The sequence below is a fragment of the Shewanella sp. GD04112 genome, from assembly GCF_029835735.1.
Taxonomy (GTDB): domain Bacteria; phylum Pseudomonadota; class Gammaproteobacteria; order Enterobacterales; family Shewanellaceae; genus Shewanella.
Genome location: NZ_JAOEAL010000001.1, coordinates 4,412,476 through 4,427,808, shown reverse-complemented (window position 1 = coordinate 4,427,808; position 15,333 = coordinate 4,412,476). Strand labels below are relative to the sequence as shown.

At 51.2% G+C, this 15,333-nt stretch carries 14 protein-coding genes; 11 read left to right on the top strand and 3 right to left on the bottom strand.

Annotated features, from left to right (window positions below; all coding sequences use genetic code 11):
- Positions 1-61: 61 nt before the first annotated feature.
- The 3 genes from N7386_RS19430 to N7386_RS19420 all read right to left on the bottom strand — a co-directional run bounded on the left by N7386_RS19430 (position 62) and on the right by N7386_RS19420 (position 2,259).
- The gene (locus N7386_RS19430; RefSeq protein WP_279770439.1) at positions 62-382 is read right to left on the bottom strand and encodes a hypothetical protein; all 321 of its coding nucleotides are present in this window, start codon (positions 380-382) and stop codon (positions 62-64) included.
- Positions 383-478: 96 nt separating this feature from the next.
- Positions 479-1,558: a PepSY domain-containing protein gene (locus N7386_RS19425; protein WP_279770437.1), complete on the bottom strand. Its 1,080-nt coding sequence runs from the start codon at positions 1,556-1,558 to the stop codon at positions 479-481.
- Positions 1,555-2,259, bottom strand: coding sequence for a peptidase (locus N7386_RS19420; protein WP_279770435.1), 705 nt, complete (start codon positions 2,257-2,259; stop codon positions 1,555-1,557). The genes N7386_RS19425 and N7386_RS19420 overlap by 4 nt, the downstream gene beginning before the upstream one ends.
- 517 nt (positions 2,260-2,776) lie before the next feature.
- Here N7386_RS19420 and mraZ point away from each other — a divergent pair.
- The 11 genes from mraZ to murC are packed head-to-tail and all read left to right on the top strand — an operon-like array spanning position 2,777 to position 15,323.
- Positions 2,777-3,235, top strand: a complete 459-nt coding sequence (gene mraZ / locus N7386_RS19415; RefSeq protein ID WP_011624306.1) for a division/cell wall cluster transcriptional repressor MraZ — start codon at positions 2,777-2,779, stop codon at positions 3,233-3,235.
- 30 nt (positions 3,236-3,265) lie between these two features.
- On the top strand, positions 3,266-4,207 hold the full coding sequence (rsmH, locus tag N7386_RS19410; RefSeq protein WP_011624305.1) for a 16S rRNA (cytosine(1402)-N(4))-methyltransferase RsmH: 942 nt from the start codon (positions 3,266-3,268) through the stop codon (positions 4,205-4,207).
- Between the two features lie 12 nt (positions 4,208-4,219).
- Positions 4,220-4,534: a cell division protein FtsL gene (gene ftsL, locus N7386_RS19405; RefSeq protein ID WP_279770433.1), complete on the top strand. Its 315-nt coding sequence runs from the start codon at positions 4,220-4,222 to the stop codon at positions 4,532-4,534.
- A gap of 13 nt (positions 4,535-4,547) precedes the next feature.
- Complete coding sequence (locus N7386_RS19400; protein ID WP_011624303.1) at positions 4,548-6,299, top strand: peptidoglycan glycosyltransferase FtsI; 1,752 nt, start codon at positions 4,548-4,550, stop codon at positions 6,297-6,299.
- Positions 6,296-7,777, top strand: a complete 1,482-nt coding sequence (gene murE / locus N7386_RS19395) for a UDP-N-acetylmuramoyl-L-alanyl-D-glutamate--2,6-diaminopimelate ligase (RefSeq protein WP_279770431.1) — start codon at positions 6,296-6,298, stop codon at positions 7,775-7,777. Before N7386_RS19400 ends, murE begins: the two co-directional genes overlap by 4 nt.
- Complete coding sequence (gene murF, locus N7386_RS19390; protein WP_279770429.1) at positions 7,774-9,156, top strand: UDP-N-acetylmuramoyl-tripeptide--D-alanyl-D-alanine ligase; 1,383 nt, start codon at positions 7,774-7,776, stop codon at positions 9,154-9,156. The genes murE and murF overlap by 4 nt, the downstream gene beginning before the upstream one ends.
- Positions 9,157-10,239 carry a phospho-N-acetylmuramoyl-pentapeptide-transferase gene (gene mraY, locus N7386_RS19385; protein WP_011624300.1) on the top strand — a complete coding sequence of 361 codons (1,083 nt, stop codon included), beginning with the start codon at positions 9,157-9,159 and terminating at the stop codon, positions 10,237-10,239. It begins immediately after the preceding gene.
- Between the two features lie 6 nt (positions 10,240-10,245).
- Positions 10,246-11,565 (top strand): UDP-N-acetylmuramoyl-L-alanine--D-glutamate ligase, encoded by a 1,320-nt coding sequence (gene murD / locus N7386_RS19380; protein ID WP_088212325.1) that lies wholly within the window; start codon positions 10,246-10,248, stop codon positions 11,563-11,565.
- Positions 11,555-12,766 (top strand): cell division protein FtsW, encoded by a 1,212-nt coding sequence (gene ftsW / locus N7386_RS19375; protein WP_011624927.1) that lies wholly within the window; start codon positions 11,555-11,557, stop codon positions 12,764-12,766. Before murD ends, ftsW begins: the two co-directional genes overlap by 11 nt.
- The gene (gene murG, locus N7386_RS19370; RefSeq protein WP_011624928.1) at positions 12,766-13,854 is read left to right on the top strand and encodes an undecaprenyldiphospho-muramoylpentapeptide beta-N-acetylglucosaminyltransferase; all 1,089 of its coding nucleotides are present in this window, start codon (positions 12,766-12,768) and stop codon (positions 13,852-13,854) included. Before ftsW ends, murG begins: the two co-directional genes overlap by 1 nt.
- Positions 13,855-13,856: 2 nt before the next feature.
- Complete coding sequence (gene murC, locus N7386_RS19365) at positions 13,857-15,323, top strand: UDP-N-acetylmuramate--L-alanine ligase (protein WP_039977279.1); 1,467 nt, start codon at positions 13,857-13,859, stop codon at positions 15,321-15,323.
- Positions 15,324-15,333: the final 10 nt, after the last annotated feature.

Below are 15,333 nucleotides of genomic sequence, written 5' to 3'. Positions count from 1 at the left end.
TAGGCTTGAAACACATAAGGCGCACCCTCAGGTTGCGCCTTATTCATTTAATCGCAGTAAGTTAAACTTCGATATCGATGATGTGTTTGCTGGACGATTGTGCTGTGTCAGCGGTATCGTCAGTGACTTCTAGCACCACACCCTCTTTTAAATCCTGCTGTTTGTCCGATGCGCGGCGTTTTTTATTGCGACTGGCGTTGTTGTTTTTGCGTCTTTCTCTGACTTTCACATCTAAGGTGGGCGGTAATTGCGACTGCGGGGTTTCATGGCTATCGGGCGCATTGGCGGTCGCACCGCTAACCTGATCGACGACCCGCTTGGGGGTAAATACGGGTTTTGCTGGCTGTGCCAGCATAGCGTAAAGACTGTCCAATCCACTCATAGCGCCTCCTTAATTGATGACCTCTTAGCTGCTTATCGGCCGGAGTTGCTTAATATTTAGACTATACGCCGATTTAAGCCTGTAGGCGACACTCCTTTACTGTTCTGACTGTGGCCAATATCTGTGCTGGGCTTTGGTGGCTAATTCAAGTTTGCCAGGATGTGCCTCGTGTTGGCAGCTTAGGCGAATGCCTTGTGCTAGCTCTGTGGCGGTGAGTTTATCCAGATCATAATCATTGGGGCTGGGTGGCTGCTCGACAAACCTGAGTTTACACAGACCGCAGCGTCCGCCACCGCCGCATTGGGTTCTCAATCTTTCACGCCCTCGATTAATGCTCTCTAAATAAGTGCCATTGAGATCGGTGAATTCGGCGAGCGGCTGAGTGTCTTGAGTAAAAAGCGCCAGTTTTCCTATGGAGTTTTTGCGCCTCAAGAATGGCAGGGATAACTGACCTTGATGGAATTTATGCCCAAGGATGTAAATCCCCGAAAGACCTAACAACAGCGCGGCAATGCTGACAACTTGTACCAATAAGTGATTAAAACCAATGCCATTATCGGGAGCATAATCCATAAAATGCAGCATAAAGAGCAGATCCTTAAGATCCGATTGGCGATTTTTGTGAGCAAGAACCGCACCCGAGGCGGTATCGATATAAATCCGCGTTCCGACTTCATCTGCGGCTGTTAGCATGGCAACTGGGCCACTGGCATCGAATGGTGTTTCGCGGGTGAGGATTTGCGGTGCGCTGAGTTCACCTGAGCCCGAGTAGCTCTGTTTGGCAATCGCGACTATCTCAGCATCGTTCAAGGATAGCGGCTTGAGTGAGTCCGCCCAAAACCAGCGAGTTTGCTGAGTTGTAGTGAGGGCATACACGGCGCGGCTCAGCACTGAGGTTAGCTTAAGTTCGATAATGCCTTCTGCTTGATATTGTTGCAGTAGGTTTTCCGTGGGGGCGAGTGCAGTAGTGGGGCTCGCCGTTTTATGAGTGGCGCGATATGGGTTCGCGTCCAAAAAACTATCGTCAATTAGGTTAAAGGCGAGTCCAGTCACGACCCAAATCAATAATTGCAGGCCAACGATAAGTCCGAGCCATTTATGTAAGGTTTGCAGTAGTAAGCTGATGGAATGCTTGCTGCCAGCGGTGCTGGTATGGCGAAGAGTCGAGAAGCTCATACAGCCTCCTCACGATTTTGGTTTCGAAAACTGATATAGGCCAAGGCGATACCAAAGAGTGCGGTCAACAGGGCGAGGCTAGTCATTAGCGTAAGTAACGGATTATGCACATTCTCCCGCGTCTCGTAGTCCATAATATGCAGCATCCACATCACATCGAAGAGTCGCCAATAATCATGGCGCGCGCTGACCACTTGTCCAGTGACTGCCGAGATATAGAGTGTCGAGTGCATGGCATCGTCTAACGTCAGTTGCCAAACCGGGAGCACGCGGGCAGGGATTTCACTCGGAGCGTTCTGCTCAATGAATGTCGAGCCGATAAATTTAGCCTGACCCGTATAGACTCGCTGCGCAGCCTCGAGCGCCTGCTGTTTATCAAGCAGTGGTAATACTTCGCCCGTCTCACTGCTAAAGCGTTGTAATTTTCCCGCGATATTGGCGCGATAGTAGAGTGTGCCTTGATTCGCATACAGGCTGATATCCGTCGCATCGGGATGTGCCTTAATAAAGTCTGTAAAGCTGTAGGCGGGCGCATCCACTTGGAATATCGCCGTACTTGCCTTATCTACCAGTGGTTTGCCGCGAATAAACTCTATATCCATCAGCACCATGTAGGTACCCGTTCCTAGCCAGATCAGCAATTGAATGGCGGTTATCAGTGCAAACCACTTGTGGCAGGTACGGATCTGAGTCGCTGTCATAACGTTATTCTTTGAGTTTATCCCGCGGGAGTTTTGATCTTCCTCGCAATCGTGAAATAAAAGCCTTCCTAAATTGCAGAATAAATCCGCAATCAAAAATAATATTTCAGCGATTTATGCTAGAAATTGACGATCTATAAGCTTATGCGAATGTAAAAAATGAGTCTATTTTGTTGTGTTTTGTGAGTCTAGCGTGATTTGTCTAACGGGAAAATCCCACATTTAGCGAAACGTTATGGCAAATATTGCATTGCAACTGCCTGAAAGCAAAAGGCTGCTGCTTTTTTGTTCGCATTTTATTCCTGCGCTTTCCATCGTTTAGCTGATTTTTCGCTGATCTTTTTGTCAAAACTTTGTCGCTAAGTTATGGGCTCAACATGCTGCTAACCCGCTTGCCGACTGGCTTTATAAAAGGATCCCATCCCTTGACAATGCTTGTCTACTATCCCTAAACTTAGCATTTGTGGGAAATAGTGGATATTTGTGGATCAAAAATCAAAGGATAGGATGAATTAGCGTGTTTCGTGGAGCCAGTGCTATCAACTTAGATACAAAGGGACGGATCGCTATTCCAGTGCGATACCGCGAACCTTTGCAGCTAGAGCACCAAGGCCGCATCGTCATCACAGTCGATATTCAATCTGCGTGTTTACTCCTTTATCCCATCCACGAGTGGGAATTGATCGAAGCTAAGTTACTCAAGCTTTCAGATACCGACAAAACCCAACGATCCCTTAAGCGCATGTTGCTGGGTTATGCCCATGAGGTCGAACTCGATGGCAACGGGCGCATATTACTGCCACCGCCGCTAAGGCAATATGCCAATTTAGATAAGCGCATCATGCTGGTGGGACAGTTAAACAAGTTTGAGCTGTGGGATGAGCAAGCTTGGCTACAGCAAATTGATGAGTGTCAGGAAACGATTCGAAGCGAGGAGCTCGCGAATAACGAGCGTCTGGCGGATTTTTCACTCTAACGAGTCGCATAACTAAATAAGAAGAGAGTAATGAGTCAAGAATTTGCCCATTTATCCGTTCTGCTCGAAGAAACGGTCGGCGGTTTGAACATCAAAGACGATGGCATCTATATCGATGGCACGTTCGGCCGCGGTGGTCATTCAAGACAAGTACTGCAAAGACTGGGTGAAAACGGACGTCTGATTGCGATCGATCGTGATCCTCAGGCCATTGAAGCGGCAAAACAATTTGCCGATGATCCCCGTTTTCAAATCGTACATGGCGGTTTTGGCCAGTTAGCAGATTACGTCGAAGAGCTTGGTCTGGTTGGCAAGATTGATGGCGTGTTACTCGACTTAGGCGTGTCTTCACCGCAGCTCGATGATGCCGAACGTGGCTTTAGCTTCCTGCGCGATGGTCCGCTCGATATGCGCATGGATAACAGCCAAGGCGAAACGGCGGCCCAGTGGTTAGCACGCGCGGAAATTGAAGATATGGCCTGGGTATTTAAAACCTATGGCGAAGAGAAAAATGCTCGCCATATTGCCCGTTGTATTGCGGCCGACCGTGATAAGACCCCGTTTTTACGTACCAAAGATTTAGCCGATTTGATTGCGCGGATCACTAAAAATAAAGAACGTAACAAACACCCCGCGACCCGGGTGTTTCAGGCGATCCGCATCTATATCAACAGTGAGTTAGATCAAATTGATCAAGCGCTTGAAGGTGCATTAACCGTACTCGCGCCGCAGGGACGTTTATCGATTATCAGCTTCCACTCTCTGGAAGATCGCATCGTAAAACGTTTTATTCGTCGCCATAGCCAAGGTGAGAGCGTGCCTCATGGTTTGCCTATCACCGAAGATCAAATTAACAAGTCGCGTAAATTACGCGCCATAGGCAAGGCGATTATGCCTTCCGATGAGGAAATTGAACGCAATGCCAGAGCGCGCAGCTCAGTGTTACGCATTGCCGAGCGATTAGATTACTAGAGGGCAAACAAAGTGAGTAAGCCCTCATTAAATCTGCCACGGATTGTGTTAAACGACCTGTGGCAACACAAATGGATCTTGTTACTCGCACTACTCGTGCTCAGTAATGCTGTGGCTGTGGTGTATACCAGCCATGTGAGCCGTAAGCTCACCACCCAATGGGATCTGCTGTTGCAGGAGCGTGACAGGTTAGATATCGAGTGGCGCAATTTATTATTGGAAGAGCAATCCCAGACCGAGCACAGCCGGATCACGCGGATTGCATCAAAGGATCTCAACATGAGTCGACCCTTACCCAGCGAAGAAGTTGTGGTAAAGGTGCCGTGAACATAGGGAAGATATGACTAGGCAAGCAAAAACCAAACAGGCCAGCAAAAAGCAAAAGCCACAACTGATCCACTGGCGTTTATACGTCGTGGTTGGCTTTGTATTTGCGATGTTTTCGAGCCTTGTGGGTCGTGCTGCTTATATTCAAATTATCGAGCCCGATAAGCTGCGTCACGAGAGCGACATGCGTACCCTGCGTACCACCAGTCGTGAGGTGCAGCGTGGCTTAATCACCGACCGTAACGGCGATATGCTGGCGGTGAGTGTGCCGGTGCGTGCCGTGTGGGCCGACCCTAAACAAGTCAATGATAACAATGGTTTTACCGATATGCGCCGCTGGCAAGCGTTGGCGGACGTATTGCACGAACCCGTGGAAGATGTGCTCGAAAAGGTGCGTAGCAATCCAACCAAACGTTTTACCTATCTGAAACGCCAAGTCACGCCTGCGGTGGCAGACTACATCACTCAGCTTAAATTGCCTGGGGTGTTTTTAAAGTCCGAGTCCCGCCGTTACTACCCTGGTGGTGAGATCACCGCCCAGCTAATCGGCATTACCAATATCGACGATGTCGGTATTGAAGGGGTCGAAAACGCCTACAACAGTTGGCTTACTGGTACACCATCTAAACAAAAAGTGCGTAAATCCCGCGATGGTCATGTGGTTGAGCGTCTCGATATCGTACAGGAAGGCGAGAGTCCAAATGATTTAGTGTTGAGTATCGATCAACGTATTCAACAACTTGCCTACCGTGAGTTAAAGCGCACCACAGAGATGAACCAAGCGACCTCTGGCTCGATTGTGGTGCTCGATATCCACACTGGCGAAGTTTTAGCCATGGTGAATACGCCATCCTACAACCCTAATTCGCGCGACAATCTGCAAACCTTCAGAATGCGTAACCGCGCCATGACGGATACCTTTGAACCTGGCTCGACCATTAAACCTTTTGTGGTGGCTGCAGCGTTAGAAGCGGGCACGGTTAAGTCTACCGATGTGATCCCAACTTCTCCTGGCTGGATGCGTTTAGGCGGCCGCCAAGTTCGTGATGCAACTAACTATGGCGATATGACACTGGCACGTATTCTGGCGAAATCCAGTAACGTGGGGATCAGTAAACTCGCTCTGTCGATTCCAGTGCAGCAGTTATTAGGCACCTATCAATCCATGGGCTTAGGCAGCTTCTCGGGGATTAACCTCACGGGTGAAAGCGCGGGTTTGATCCAAGACCGCCACCGTTGGTCTGATTTCGAGCGCGCCACCTTATCTTTCGGCTACGGCCTAACGGCCACCACGTTGCAACTGGCGCGGATGTACGCCACTTTAGGTAATGGCGGCACGCTATATCCAGTATCGATTTTAAAACTGAAAAAGCCGCCTGAAGGTGAGCGCGTGATCTCACAAGAGGTCGCTCACGATGTGCTGCAAATGATGGTAGGTGTGACCGAAAAAGGCGGCACAGGTACGCTTGCGCATATCGATGGCTATCCCGTCGCGGGTAAATCGGGCACCAGCCGTAAGGCGGTAGCTGGCGGTTATGGTGATGATTATGTTGCGTTATTTGCTGGCGTCGCGCCCGTGAATAATCCCAAACTCGCGATTGTTGTCGTGGTGAACGAGCCGAAAGGCGATCTCTATTATGGTGGTTCAGTGGCAGGGCCGGCATTCGCGAAGGTGATGTCAGGCGCACTGCAAATGTTAAATGTCGAACCCATTTCCGATAAAGAACAGGTGCAATTGGCGGGACTCGCCGGGAGAACTGAATGATGTTGTTAAGGGAGCTATTAGCGCCTTGGTTCCCCTACGCGGGCGAACAAACCTTCTTAGATTTGACTTTAGATAGCCGCGCAATACGTCGCGGCGATGTGTTTTTAGCGCTGCCAGGCCATAAGGTCGATGGTCGTCAATTTATCGATAAGGCCTTAGCTCAAGGTGCGACTGCGGTATTAGTGCATACGGATAGCATTGAAGAGCAGGGCAAAGTTATTGCGACTGAGCAAGGCGTGCAGATTTATTTTTATCAGTTAGCTAAGCAAGTGTCTGCGGTCGCCGCAGTGCGCTATCCCGTTGTCCAGGGCCAGTCTATGGGCATTGTGGGAATTACAGGAACCAACGGCAAAACCTCGACCAGTCAGCTCTGCGCGCAATTAGTGACCCTGCTTGAGGGTAAAGCGGCGGTGATGGGCACGCTCGGTAATGGCCTGTGGGGCGAGTTAGTCGATAGCGGTAATACGACCGCCGATGCCATTACCCTGATGCGTCAACTGCATGAGTTTGCAGGCAAAGGCGTTAATACCTGTGCGATGGAAGTCTCAAGTCATGGTTTAGTGCAAGGCCGAGTCGATGCCGTGCCCTTCGATGTGGCGGTATTCACTAACCTGACCCGTGATCACTTGGACTACCACGGCGATATGGAAAATTATGCCGCGGCCAAGCAAATGCTGTTTCGCTTCGACGCCCTGCGTCATGGTTTAGTGAATCTCGACGACCCCGTTGGCGCCGCTTGGTTATCCGAGCTGACAAATGTCCCGGCGAAGATGTGGGGCTTTAGCATTGAAGCGCACACCGAGGCGGCATTTTACACTAAGAATGCCCAATTCAACGATCAAGGCGTGCAGGCGACATTAGTCTGGCCCGAGGGCGAAATCGACATTCGCTCTCCTTTATTAGGCGCCTTTAACCTCTCGAATTTACTCGCTGCTTTATCCGCCTTGTATTTGCAGGGTATGGATATGCGTGCGTTGGCAGCCAAGGTGCCTTATTTAGTGCCAGTGGCTGGCCGCATGGAACGTTTTACCACCGCGGACAACATCACCTTAGTCGTCGATTATGCCCATACCCCGGATGCGATTGAGCAGGCGCTAAATGCCTTGCGTCGTCACTGCGCGGGCGAGTTGTGGTGCGTGTTTGGCTGTGGCGGCGACCGTGATAAGGGCAAACGCCCACTGATGGGACAAGCGGCGGAGCAATTTGCCGACCGCATTATGGTGACTAGCGATAATGCCCGCAGCGAAGATCCTAACCAAATTATTACCGATATTATCCAAGGGCTGACTCACCCAGAGCGTGCGCTGACCGAGGTTGACCGTGTGACCGCGATTAAGCATGTCGTCGCGCTGGCTAAACCTGGGGATGTGATTCTGCTTGCGGGCAAAGGCCATGAAACTTACCAAGAGGCGGCAGGTGTGCGTCATGACTATGATGAACGCGCCCTGGCACGTCAGTTATCGGAGCAAAGCCAATGATCCCAATTTCCCTCGAGGCGCTGAGCCAACACTTAAGTGCGCATCGAGTCGGTGACGATGTCACCATCCAAGCATTAAGCAGCGATAGCCGTAAAATCGGCCCTGCGACTCTGTTTGTCGCCTTAAAGGGCGAGCGTTTCGATGGCCATGATTTTGCGGCCACGGCAATTGAAAATGGTGCCGTTGCACTGTTGGTTGAACGTCAATTGGCCTTCGATGTACCACAGCTCATTGTTGCCGATTGCCAAAAGGCCATGGGCGCGATTGGCGCCTATGTACGTGACCAAGTGGATCCCATTTGTGTGGCCTTAACCGGCTCCAATGGCAAAACCAGCGTGAAAGAAATGATCGCCACGATTTTATCGGCGAAGCATCAAGTGCTTTACACCGCCGGTAATTTTAATAATGAAATCGGTGTGCCACTCACTTTGCTGCGTTTAACGCCTGAGGATAAATACGGGGTGTTTGAGCTTGGCGCTAACCATAAAGGTGAGATTGATTACACCTCGAGTTTGGTGCGTCCTCACGTAGCCTTAGTCAATAACGTTGGCAGCGCCCACTTAGAAGGCTTTGGTTCACAGGCGGGGGTCGCCCAGGCCAAATCGGAAATCTACAACCATCTGCAACCCGGTGGCACGGCGATTATCAATGCCGATGATGCCTTTGCCGATGTGATGCGGGTGAAAGCGAAACAATATAAGCAGTTAAGCTTCTCCCAACAGGAGGGCGCGGCTAAACGTCAAATCGATGTGATTGCCACTGGCCACAAAGCCAATAGCGAAGGTTGCTATCGCTTTATCCTTAATTATGCGGGAGAGTCCTGCGAAGTGACCTTACCTTTAGCGGGTCGTCACCAAGTCAGCAACGCGCTAGCTGCGGCAAGTGTTTGTATTGCTTTGGGATTGAGCCTGAAGGAAATCGCTGAGGGCTTGAGCCAGTTGACCCCAGTAAAGGGGCGTATGCAACCCACTCAATTAGGACGCGTTCGCTTAATCGATGATAGCTATAACGCCAATCCCGTGTCAGTGGGTGCGGCTATCGCTTGGTTAAAGGAAATTTCTGAAAATCGCTGTTTGGTACTGGGAGATTTGGGCGAATTAGGCGACAATGCGCCCCTTTTACACGCTGAATTGGGACAACTGGCTAAGCAACAGGGAATCGATGCTCTGTTCTGTACCGGCACCTTAACTCAGCACACTAGCCAAGCTTTCGGGGCGGAACACCATGACAGCGTGGCGACGTTAGTAGAAAAACTCATAAAACACATCAACCAGTTGCCGGGACAGGTGACGGTTTTAGTTAAAGGTTCACGTAGTGCCGCAATGGAGCGGGTCGTGGATGGCCTAACAGTAGCCTTCGGGCGTGGGGAGTTAGTGTAGATGCTGGTGTATCTGGCCGAGTATTTAACCCGTTTTCATACTGGGTTTAACGTATTTTCCTATGTGACATTTCGAGCCATTTTAGGCTTGTTAACCGCATTAATGTTTAGTTTATGGTGGGGTCCTAAACTGATTGAGCGTTTGCAGTTAATGCAGATTGGCCAAGTTGTGCGTAACGACGGGCCAGAGTCGCATTTCAGTAAGCGTGGCACGCCGACTATGGGCGGCCTGATGATTTTAGGCGCCATCTTTATCAGTGTGCTGTTGTGGGGCGATCTCGGTAGCCGTTATGTGTGGGTGATGCTGTTTGTATTGGGCAGCTTCGGCATGATCGGTTTTATTGATGATTACCGCAAAGTCGTGCGTAAAGATACTAAGGGACTGATCGCCCGTTGGAAGTATATTCTGCAATCCTTAGCGGCGTTGATCATTGCTTTCTTCCTCTATACCACAGCGTCTAACCCGGGTGAAACCCAGTTAGTCGTGCCTTTCTTTAAGGACGTGATGCCACAGCTTGGCGCTGTGTTTATCGTATTGGCCTACTTTACTATCGTGGGTTCGAGCAACGCGGTGAACCTAACCGATGGTCTCGACGGTTTGGCGATTATGCCTACGGTAATGGTGGCCGCGGCATTCGCCTTGATTGCCTATCTGTCTGGCCATGCTCAGTTTGCTAACTACCTGCACATTCCGCATTTACCTGGTTCGGGTGAGCTAGTGATCGTCTGTACTGCGATTGTGGGCGCAGGCTTAGGCTTTTTATGGTTTAACACTTACCCGGCACAGGTCTTCATGGGCGATGTGGGCTCGCTGTCTTTAGGCGCAGCCTTAGGCGCGATTGCGGTACTGGTTCGCCAAGAGATCCTATTAGTGATTATGGGCGGTGTGTTTGTGATGGAAACTGTATCTGTGATCCTGCAGGTTGGTTCTTACAAGTTACGTGGCCAGCGCATTTTCCGCATGGCGCCTATCCATCACCACTATGAGTTAAAAGGTTGGCCTGAACCACGCGTGATTGTCCGCTTTTGGATTATCTCGATTTTCTTAGTGTTACTCGGCTTAGCCACGTTGAAGTTAAGGTAATCGCTCATGCAAAGTCAGTATTCACACATAGTGTTAGGTTTGGGTGCCACCGGGCTCTCGGTAGTGCGCTATTTGTGTGGAAAAGGGATCACACCCTTGGTGATGGATAGTCGTCGCCAACCTCCCGGTGCGGACACCCTTGCCAGCGCATTCCCTGAGGTGCAGCTGATTGCCGGCGGATTCGATTGCCGTTACTTAGTGCAAGCGACGCAAATCATTATCAGCCCTGGCATTGCGATTGATACACCCGAGGTGCGCGCTGCACTGGATATGGGGATTGAAGTCATTGGCGATGTGGAGCTATTTGCCCGTGAGATTGCCGACCGAAAACCTTGCGTGATTGGGATTACTGGCTCAAACGGCAAGTCGACCGTCACCACCTTAGTGGGTGAGATGCTGCGTGAAGCTGGTATGGCGGTGGCCGTGGGGGGCAACATTGGTATTCCGGCGCTCGATCTGCTGACGGAAAATGCCGATATTTTTGTGCTTGAGTTATCGAGCTTCCAACTCGAAACCACCCATAGCTTGAACTGCGTGGCGTCGACCTGTTTGAACGTGACCGAAGACCATATGGACAGATACAGCGATATGGATGCCTATCGTAAGGCCAAGCTGCGTCTGTACCATCAAAGCCGCTCCATCATCTTTAACCGTGATGATGCGCTGACTATCCCAACTGAGCCGATGAACCAAAACAGCTTTGGTTTAGCGCCGCCAGAGGGCGACGAGTGGGGCATTTGTGATAGCAAAATTTACCACGGTCACAGTGAAATTATGCCGATCACCGAAGTATCGCTGATTGGTAGTCATAATCATGCCAACTTACTCGCTGCCATGGCGCTGGTGTATGCCGTGGGCGTAGATAAGCAAGTCATGGCTAAAGTGGCTCGTACCTTTACTGGCCTTTCTCATCGCTGTGAAGTGGTGGGTGTAAAAGCGGGCGTGACCTATGTGAACGACTCTAAGGCGACCAATGTTGGCGCCACCGTCGCGGCGCTCGATGGGTTGAGCGATCACTTAGGTGACATTATTTTGATTGCCGGTGGTGATGGTAAGGGCGCGGATTTCAGTCCGTTGGTCGAGCCGTTAACGAAAGTGACACACCTCATCACCTTAGGTCGCGATGGCAATAAGATAGCTGCATTGAAGGAAGGGGCCATCAAGGTGGACTCTATGGCAGCAGCAGTGGCTAAGGCCGCCGAGTTAGCCACCTCCGGCGATATCGTACTCCTATCGCCAGCCTGTGCGAGCCTAGATATGTACAGCAACTTTATGGCTCGTGGGGATGATTTTAGAAGCCAAGTGGAGCAACTCGATGGCGAGTGATGCAAGACAGCTCAGCCTGTTTGGGCGAGTGCTGAACGCACTGCCTAACTGGCAACGTGATAACGAGGTGCCGGGCGTGCAATTGTACGACCGGGCTTTGCTCACGGCCGTGCTGTCTTTGATTGGCTTTGGTTTTGTCATGGTAATGTCGGCCTCTATGCCTGAGGCGCAAACGCTGACGGGCAATCCCTTCCACTTTATGACCCGCCATGTGGGCTATCTGTTGGGATGCTTAGTGATTGCCGCTTTTGTGCTGAGGGTCGAGATGCAAACTTGGCAGCGGATGAGCCCCATCATGTTGCTAGGCGTGTTTTTGATGTTACTGGCGGTGCTGGTTGTCGGTACCACAGTCAACGGTGCGACCCGTTGGTTATCCATAGGTCCCATCCGTATTCAGGTGGCCGAGGTCGCTAAGTTTGCGTTCTCTGTGTACATGGCGGGCTATCTGGTGCGTCGACATCAGGAAGTGCGTGAAAATGCTAAGGGCTTCTATAAGCCGATTGCAGTATTTGCGATCTACGCAATTTTGATTTTAATGCAGCCCGACTTAGGAACCGTGGTGGTGTTATTCGTCGGTACTGTGGGGCTGTTGTTCCTCGCGGGGGCACGTTTGCTGGACTTCTTCGCGCTGATTTTTGCCGGGGTGTTGGCGTTCGTGGCGCTGGTTCTGCTCGAGCCTTACCGTATGCGTCGGGTGACCTCGTTTTTAGACCCTTGGCAGGATCCATTCGGCAGTGGCTATCAGTTAACGCAATCGCTGATGGCCTATGGTCGGGGTGATTGGTTTGGTCAGGGCCTAGGTAACAGCATTCAAAAGTTGGAGTACCTCCCCGAGGCACATACCGACTTTATCTTTGCCGTGATCGGTGAAGAGTTAGGTTTTATTGGCATTATCGCTGTGTTATCCGTGCTGCTGTTTGTGGCATTGAGGGCCATTCGCCTCGGCAATTTATGTTTGGCGATGGACAAAGCCTTCGAAGGTTATCTGGCCTATGCCATCGGAATTTGGATCTGTTTCCAGACCGTCGTTAATGTGGGCGCAAGCATTGGTATGTTACCTACTAAAGGGTTAACACTGCCCTTTGTGAGTTACGGCGGTAGTAGTCTATGGGTCATGACGGCGGCGGCAATGACATTGCTGCGCATCGATTATGAGCGGCGCATGAGTTTAGTTCAGGCCGTGCAAGGGAGATTGAAGTAATGACCGACGCGGGTAAACGTATTTTAGTCATGGCAGGCGGCACTGGTGGACATGTGTTCCCGGCGCTCGCGGTGGCAAAATATTTAGCGCAGCAAGGTTGGCAAGTGCGTTGGTTAGGCACCGCCGACCGTATGGAGGCGCGTTTAGTGCCTCAGTATGGCTTTGATATCGATTTTATCGACATCAAGGGCGTGCGTGGTAATGGCTTAGTACGTAAATTAGCGGCGCCTTTTAAAGTGGTGCGCTCGATTCTGCAAGCCAAGGCCGTGATTGCCGAGTTCAAGCCCGATGTGGTGCTGGGCATGGGCGGATTTGCCAGCGGCCCGGGTGGTGTGGCGGCGAAATTGGCGGGTGTACCCTTAGTGCTGCATGAGCAAAATGCCATTCCGGGAATGACCAACAAGTTACTCTCGCGAATTGCGAATCAAGTACTGTGCGCCTTTAAAAATACCTTCACTCAGGTAAAGGCCAAGGTGGTGGGTAACCCCATTCGTCGCGAGCTTATTGCTTTAGGTGCCGAGCCTAAGCAAGCCGCGGATGATGCCTTAAAAGTCTTAGTGGTGGGCGGTAGTTTAGGCGCCAAAGTCTTTAACGACTTAATGCCTGAAGTGGTGGCCGCGCTGAGTAAGCAGCAGTCGATTACGGTTTGGCATCAAGTGGGTAAGGATAATCTGACGGGCGTTAAGTCGGCTTATCAACAGCAAGGACAAGAGGGCGGCGTTAACGTTGCCGAATTTATTGATGATATGGAAGCCGCCTATCGCTGGGCGGATGTGGTATTGTGCCGTGCCGGCGCGCTGACGGTATCCGAGTTAGCGGCGGTGGGACTACCGAGTATTCTGGTGCCTTATCCCCATGCCGTGGATGACCATCAGACCCGTAACGCCCAAGTATTGGTTGAGGCTGGCGCCGCTTTCCTATTGCCACAGGCCATCTTGGACGTGAATAAACTGGTGAGTAAATTACAGTTACTCGCCAATGACAGAGCAGAATTAGCCCAAATGGGCCAAAGAGCGAGAGATGTTGCCGTGTTGGATGCGACCGAGCAGGTGGCCCAAGTGTGTATTGCTCTCGCCGAGAAAGGATAGGTATGACTAAGACAGAAAGATACTTACAGCTAAGAAGTATGATCCCAGAAATGCGCCGGATTAAGCGTATTCATTTCGTCGGCATTGGCGGCGCGGGCATGGGCGGGATCGCTGAAGTATTAGTAAACGAAGGTTATGTCGTCAGTGGTTCAGACATCGCGCAAAACGCCGTGACTGACAGACTCTGCCTGCTGGGCGCGAAAATTCATATCGGCCATGGTGCCGATAACGTGCAGCAAGCCGATGTGGTGGTGGTCTCGACTGCGATTAATCCTGAGAACCCAGAGATTATTGCGGCGAAGGAATTGCGTATTCCCATAGTGCGCCGCGCCGAGATGTTGGCAGAGTTGATGCGTTATCGCCATGGTGTGGCGATTGCGGGAACGCACGGTAAAACCACGACCACAAGTTTGATTGCCAGTTTGTATGGTCAAGCGGGGCGCGATCCGACCTTCGTGATCGGCGGCCTGCTGAACAGTGCTGGTACTAATGCTCGCTTAGGTACGAGTCGTTATCTTATCGCCGAAGCCGACGAGAGTGATGCGAGCTTCCTGCACCTGCAACCTATGGTCAGCGTGGTGACGAATATCGAAGCCGACCACATGGACACCTACGGTGGGGATTTTGAAAAGCTCAAATCGACCTTCGTGGACTTTCTGCATAACCTGCCATTCTACGGCGTGGCTGTAGTGTGTATCGACGATGCGGTGGTGCGCGAGATTATGCCGCGTATTGGTCGCCATATGATCACCTATGGTTTCAGTGATGATGCCGACGTGCAGGCGCTGAACTTCCATCAGCAGGGCCACCAATGCCGCTTTACCGTCAGACGTAAAGGCAAAGAAGATTTAGATCTGCTGCTTAATCTGCCAGGCCAGCACAATGTATTAAATGCGCTCGCGGCGATTGCCGTGGCGACAGAAGATGAAATTGATGATAGCGCCATCATTCAAGCCTTGGCTGAGTTCCAAGGTATTGGCCGTCGTTTCCAACACTTAGGTAAGTTCGCAACGCCAAAGGGCGAAGTGATGTTAGTGGACGACTATGGTCATCACCCCAGTGAAGTGGCGGCGACCATTAAAGCGGCGCGTGCAGGTTGGCCGGATAAACGCTTAGTCATGGCCTATCAGCCGCACAGATTCACTCGTACCCGTGACTTGTACGAAGACTTTATTGAAGTGTTGTCTCAAGTGGATTGCTTGCTGTTACTCGAGGTGTATAGCGCGGGTGAAGCGCCGATCCCCGGTGCCGATGGTCGCGCACTGTGTCGCTCGATTCGCTTGCGCGGACAGTTAGATCCCATCTTTATCGCCAGCCCAGATCAGTTAGCCGAAGTGCTACCCGATGTGTTGCAGGAGGGGGATTTATTGTTGACCCAAGGTGCGGGTAATATAGGCGCCCTGTCGCGCCAGCTAGCTGCCTCTGAATTGGGCTTTAGCGTTGCCGCGACAACCGAGGTAAAACCTTGATGTATTGCGG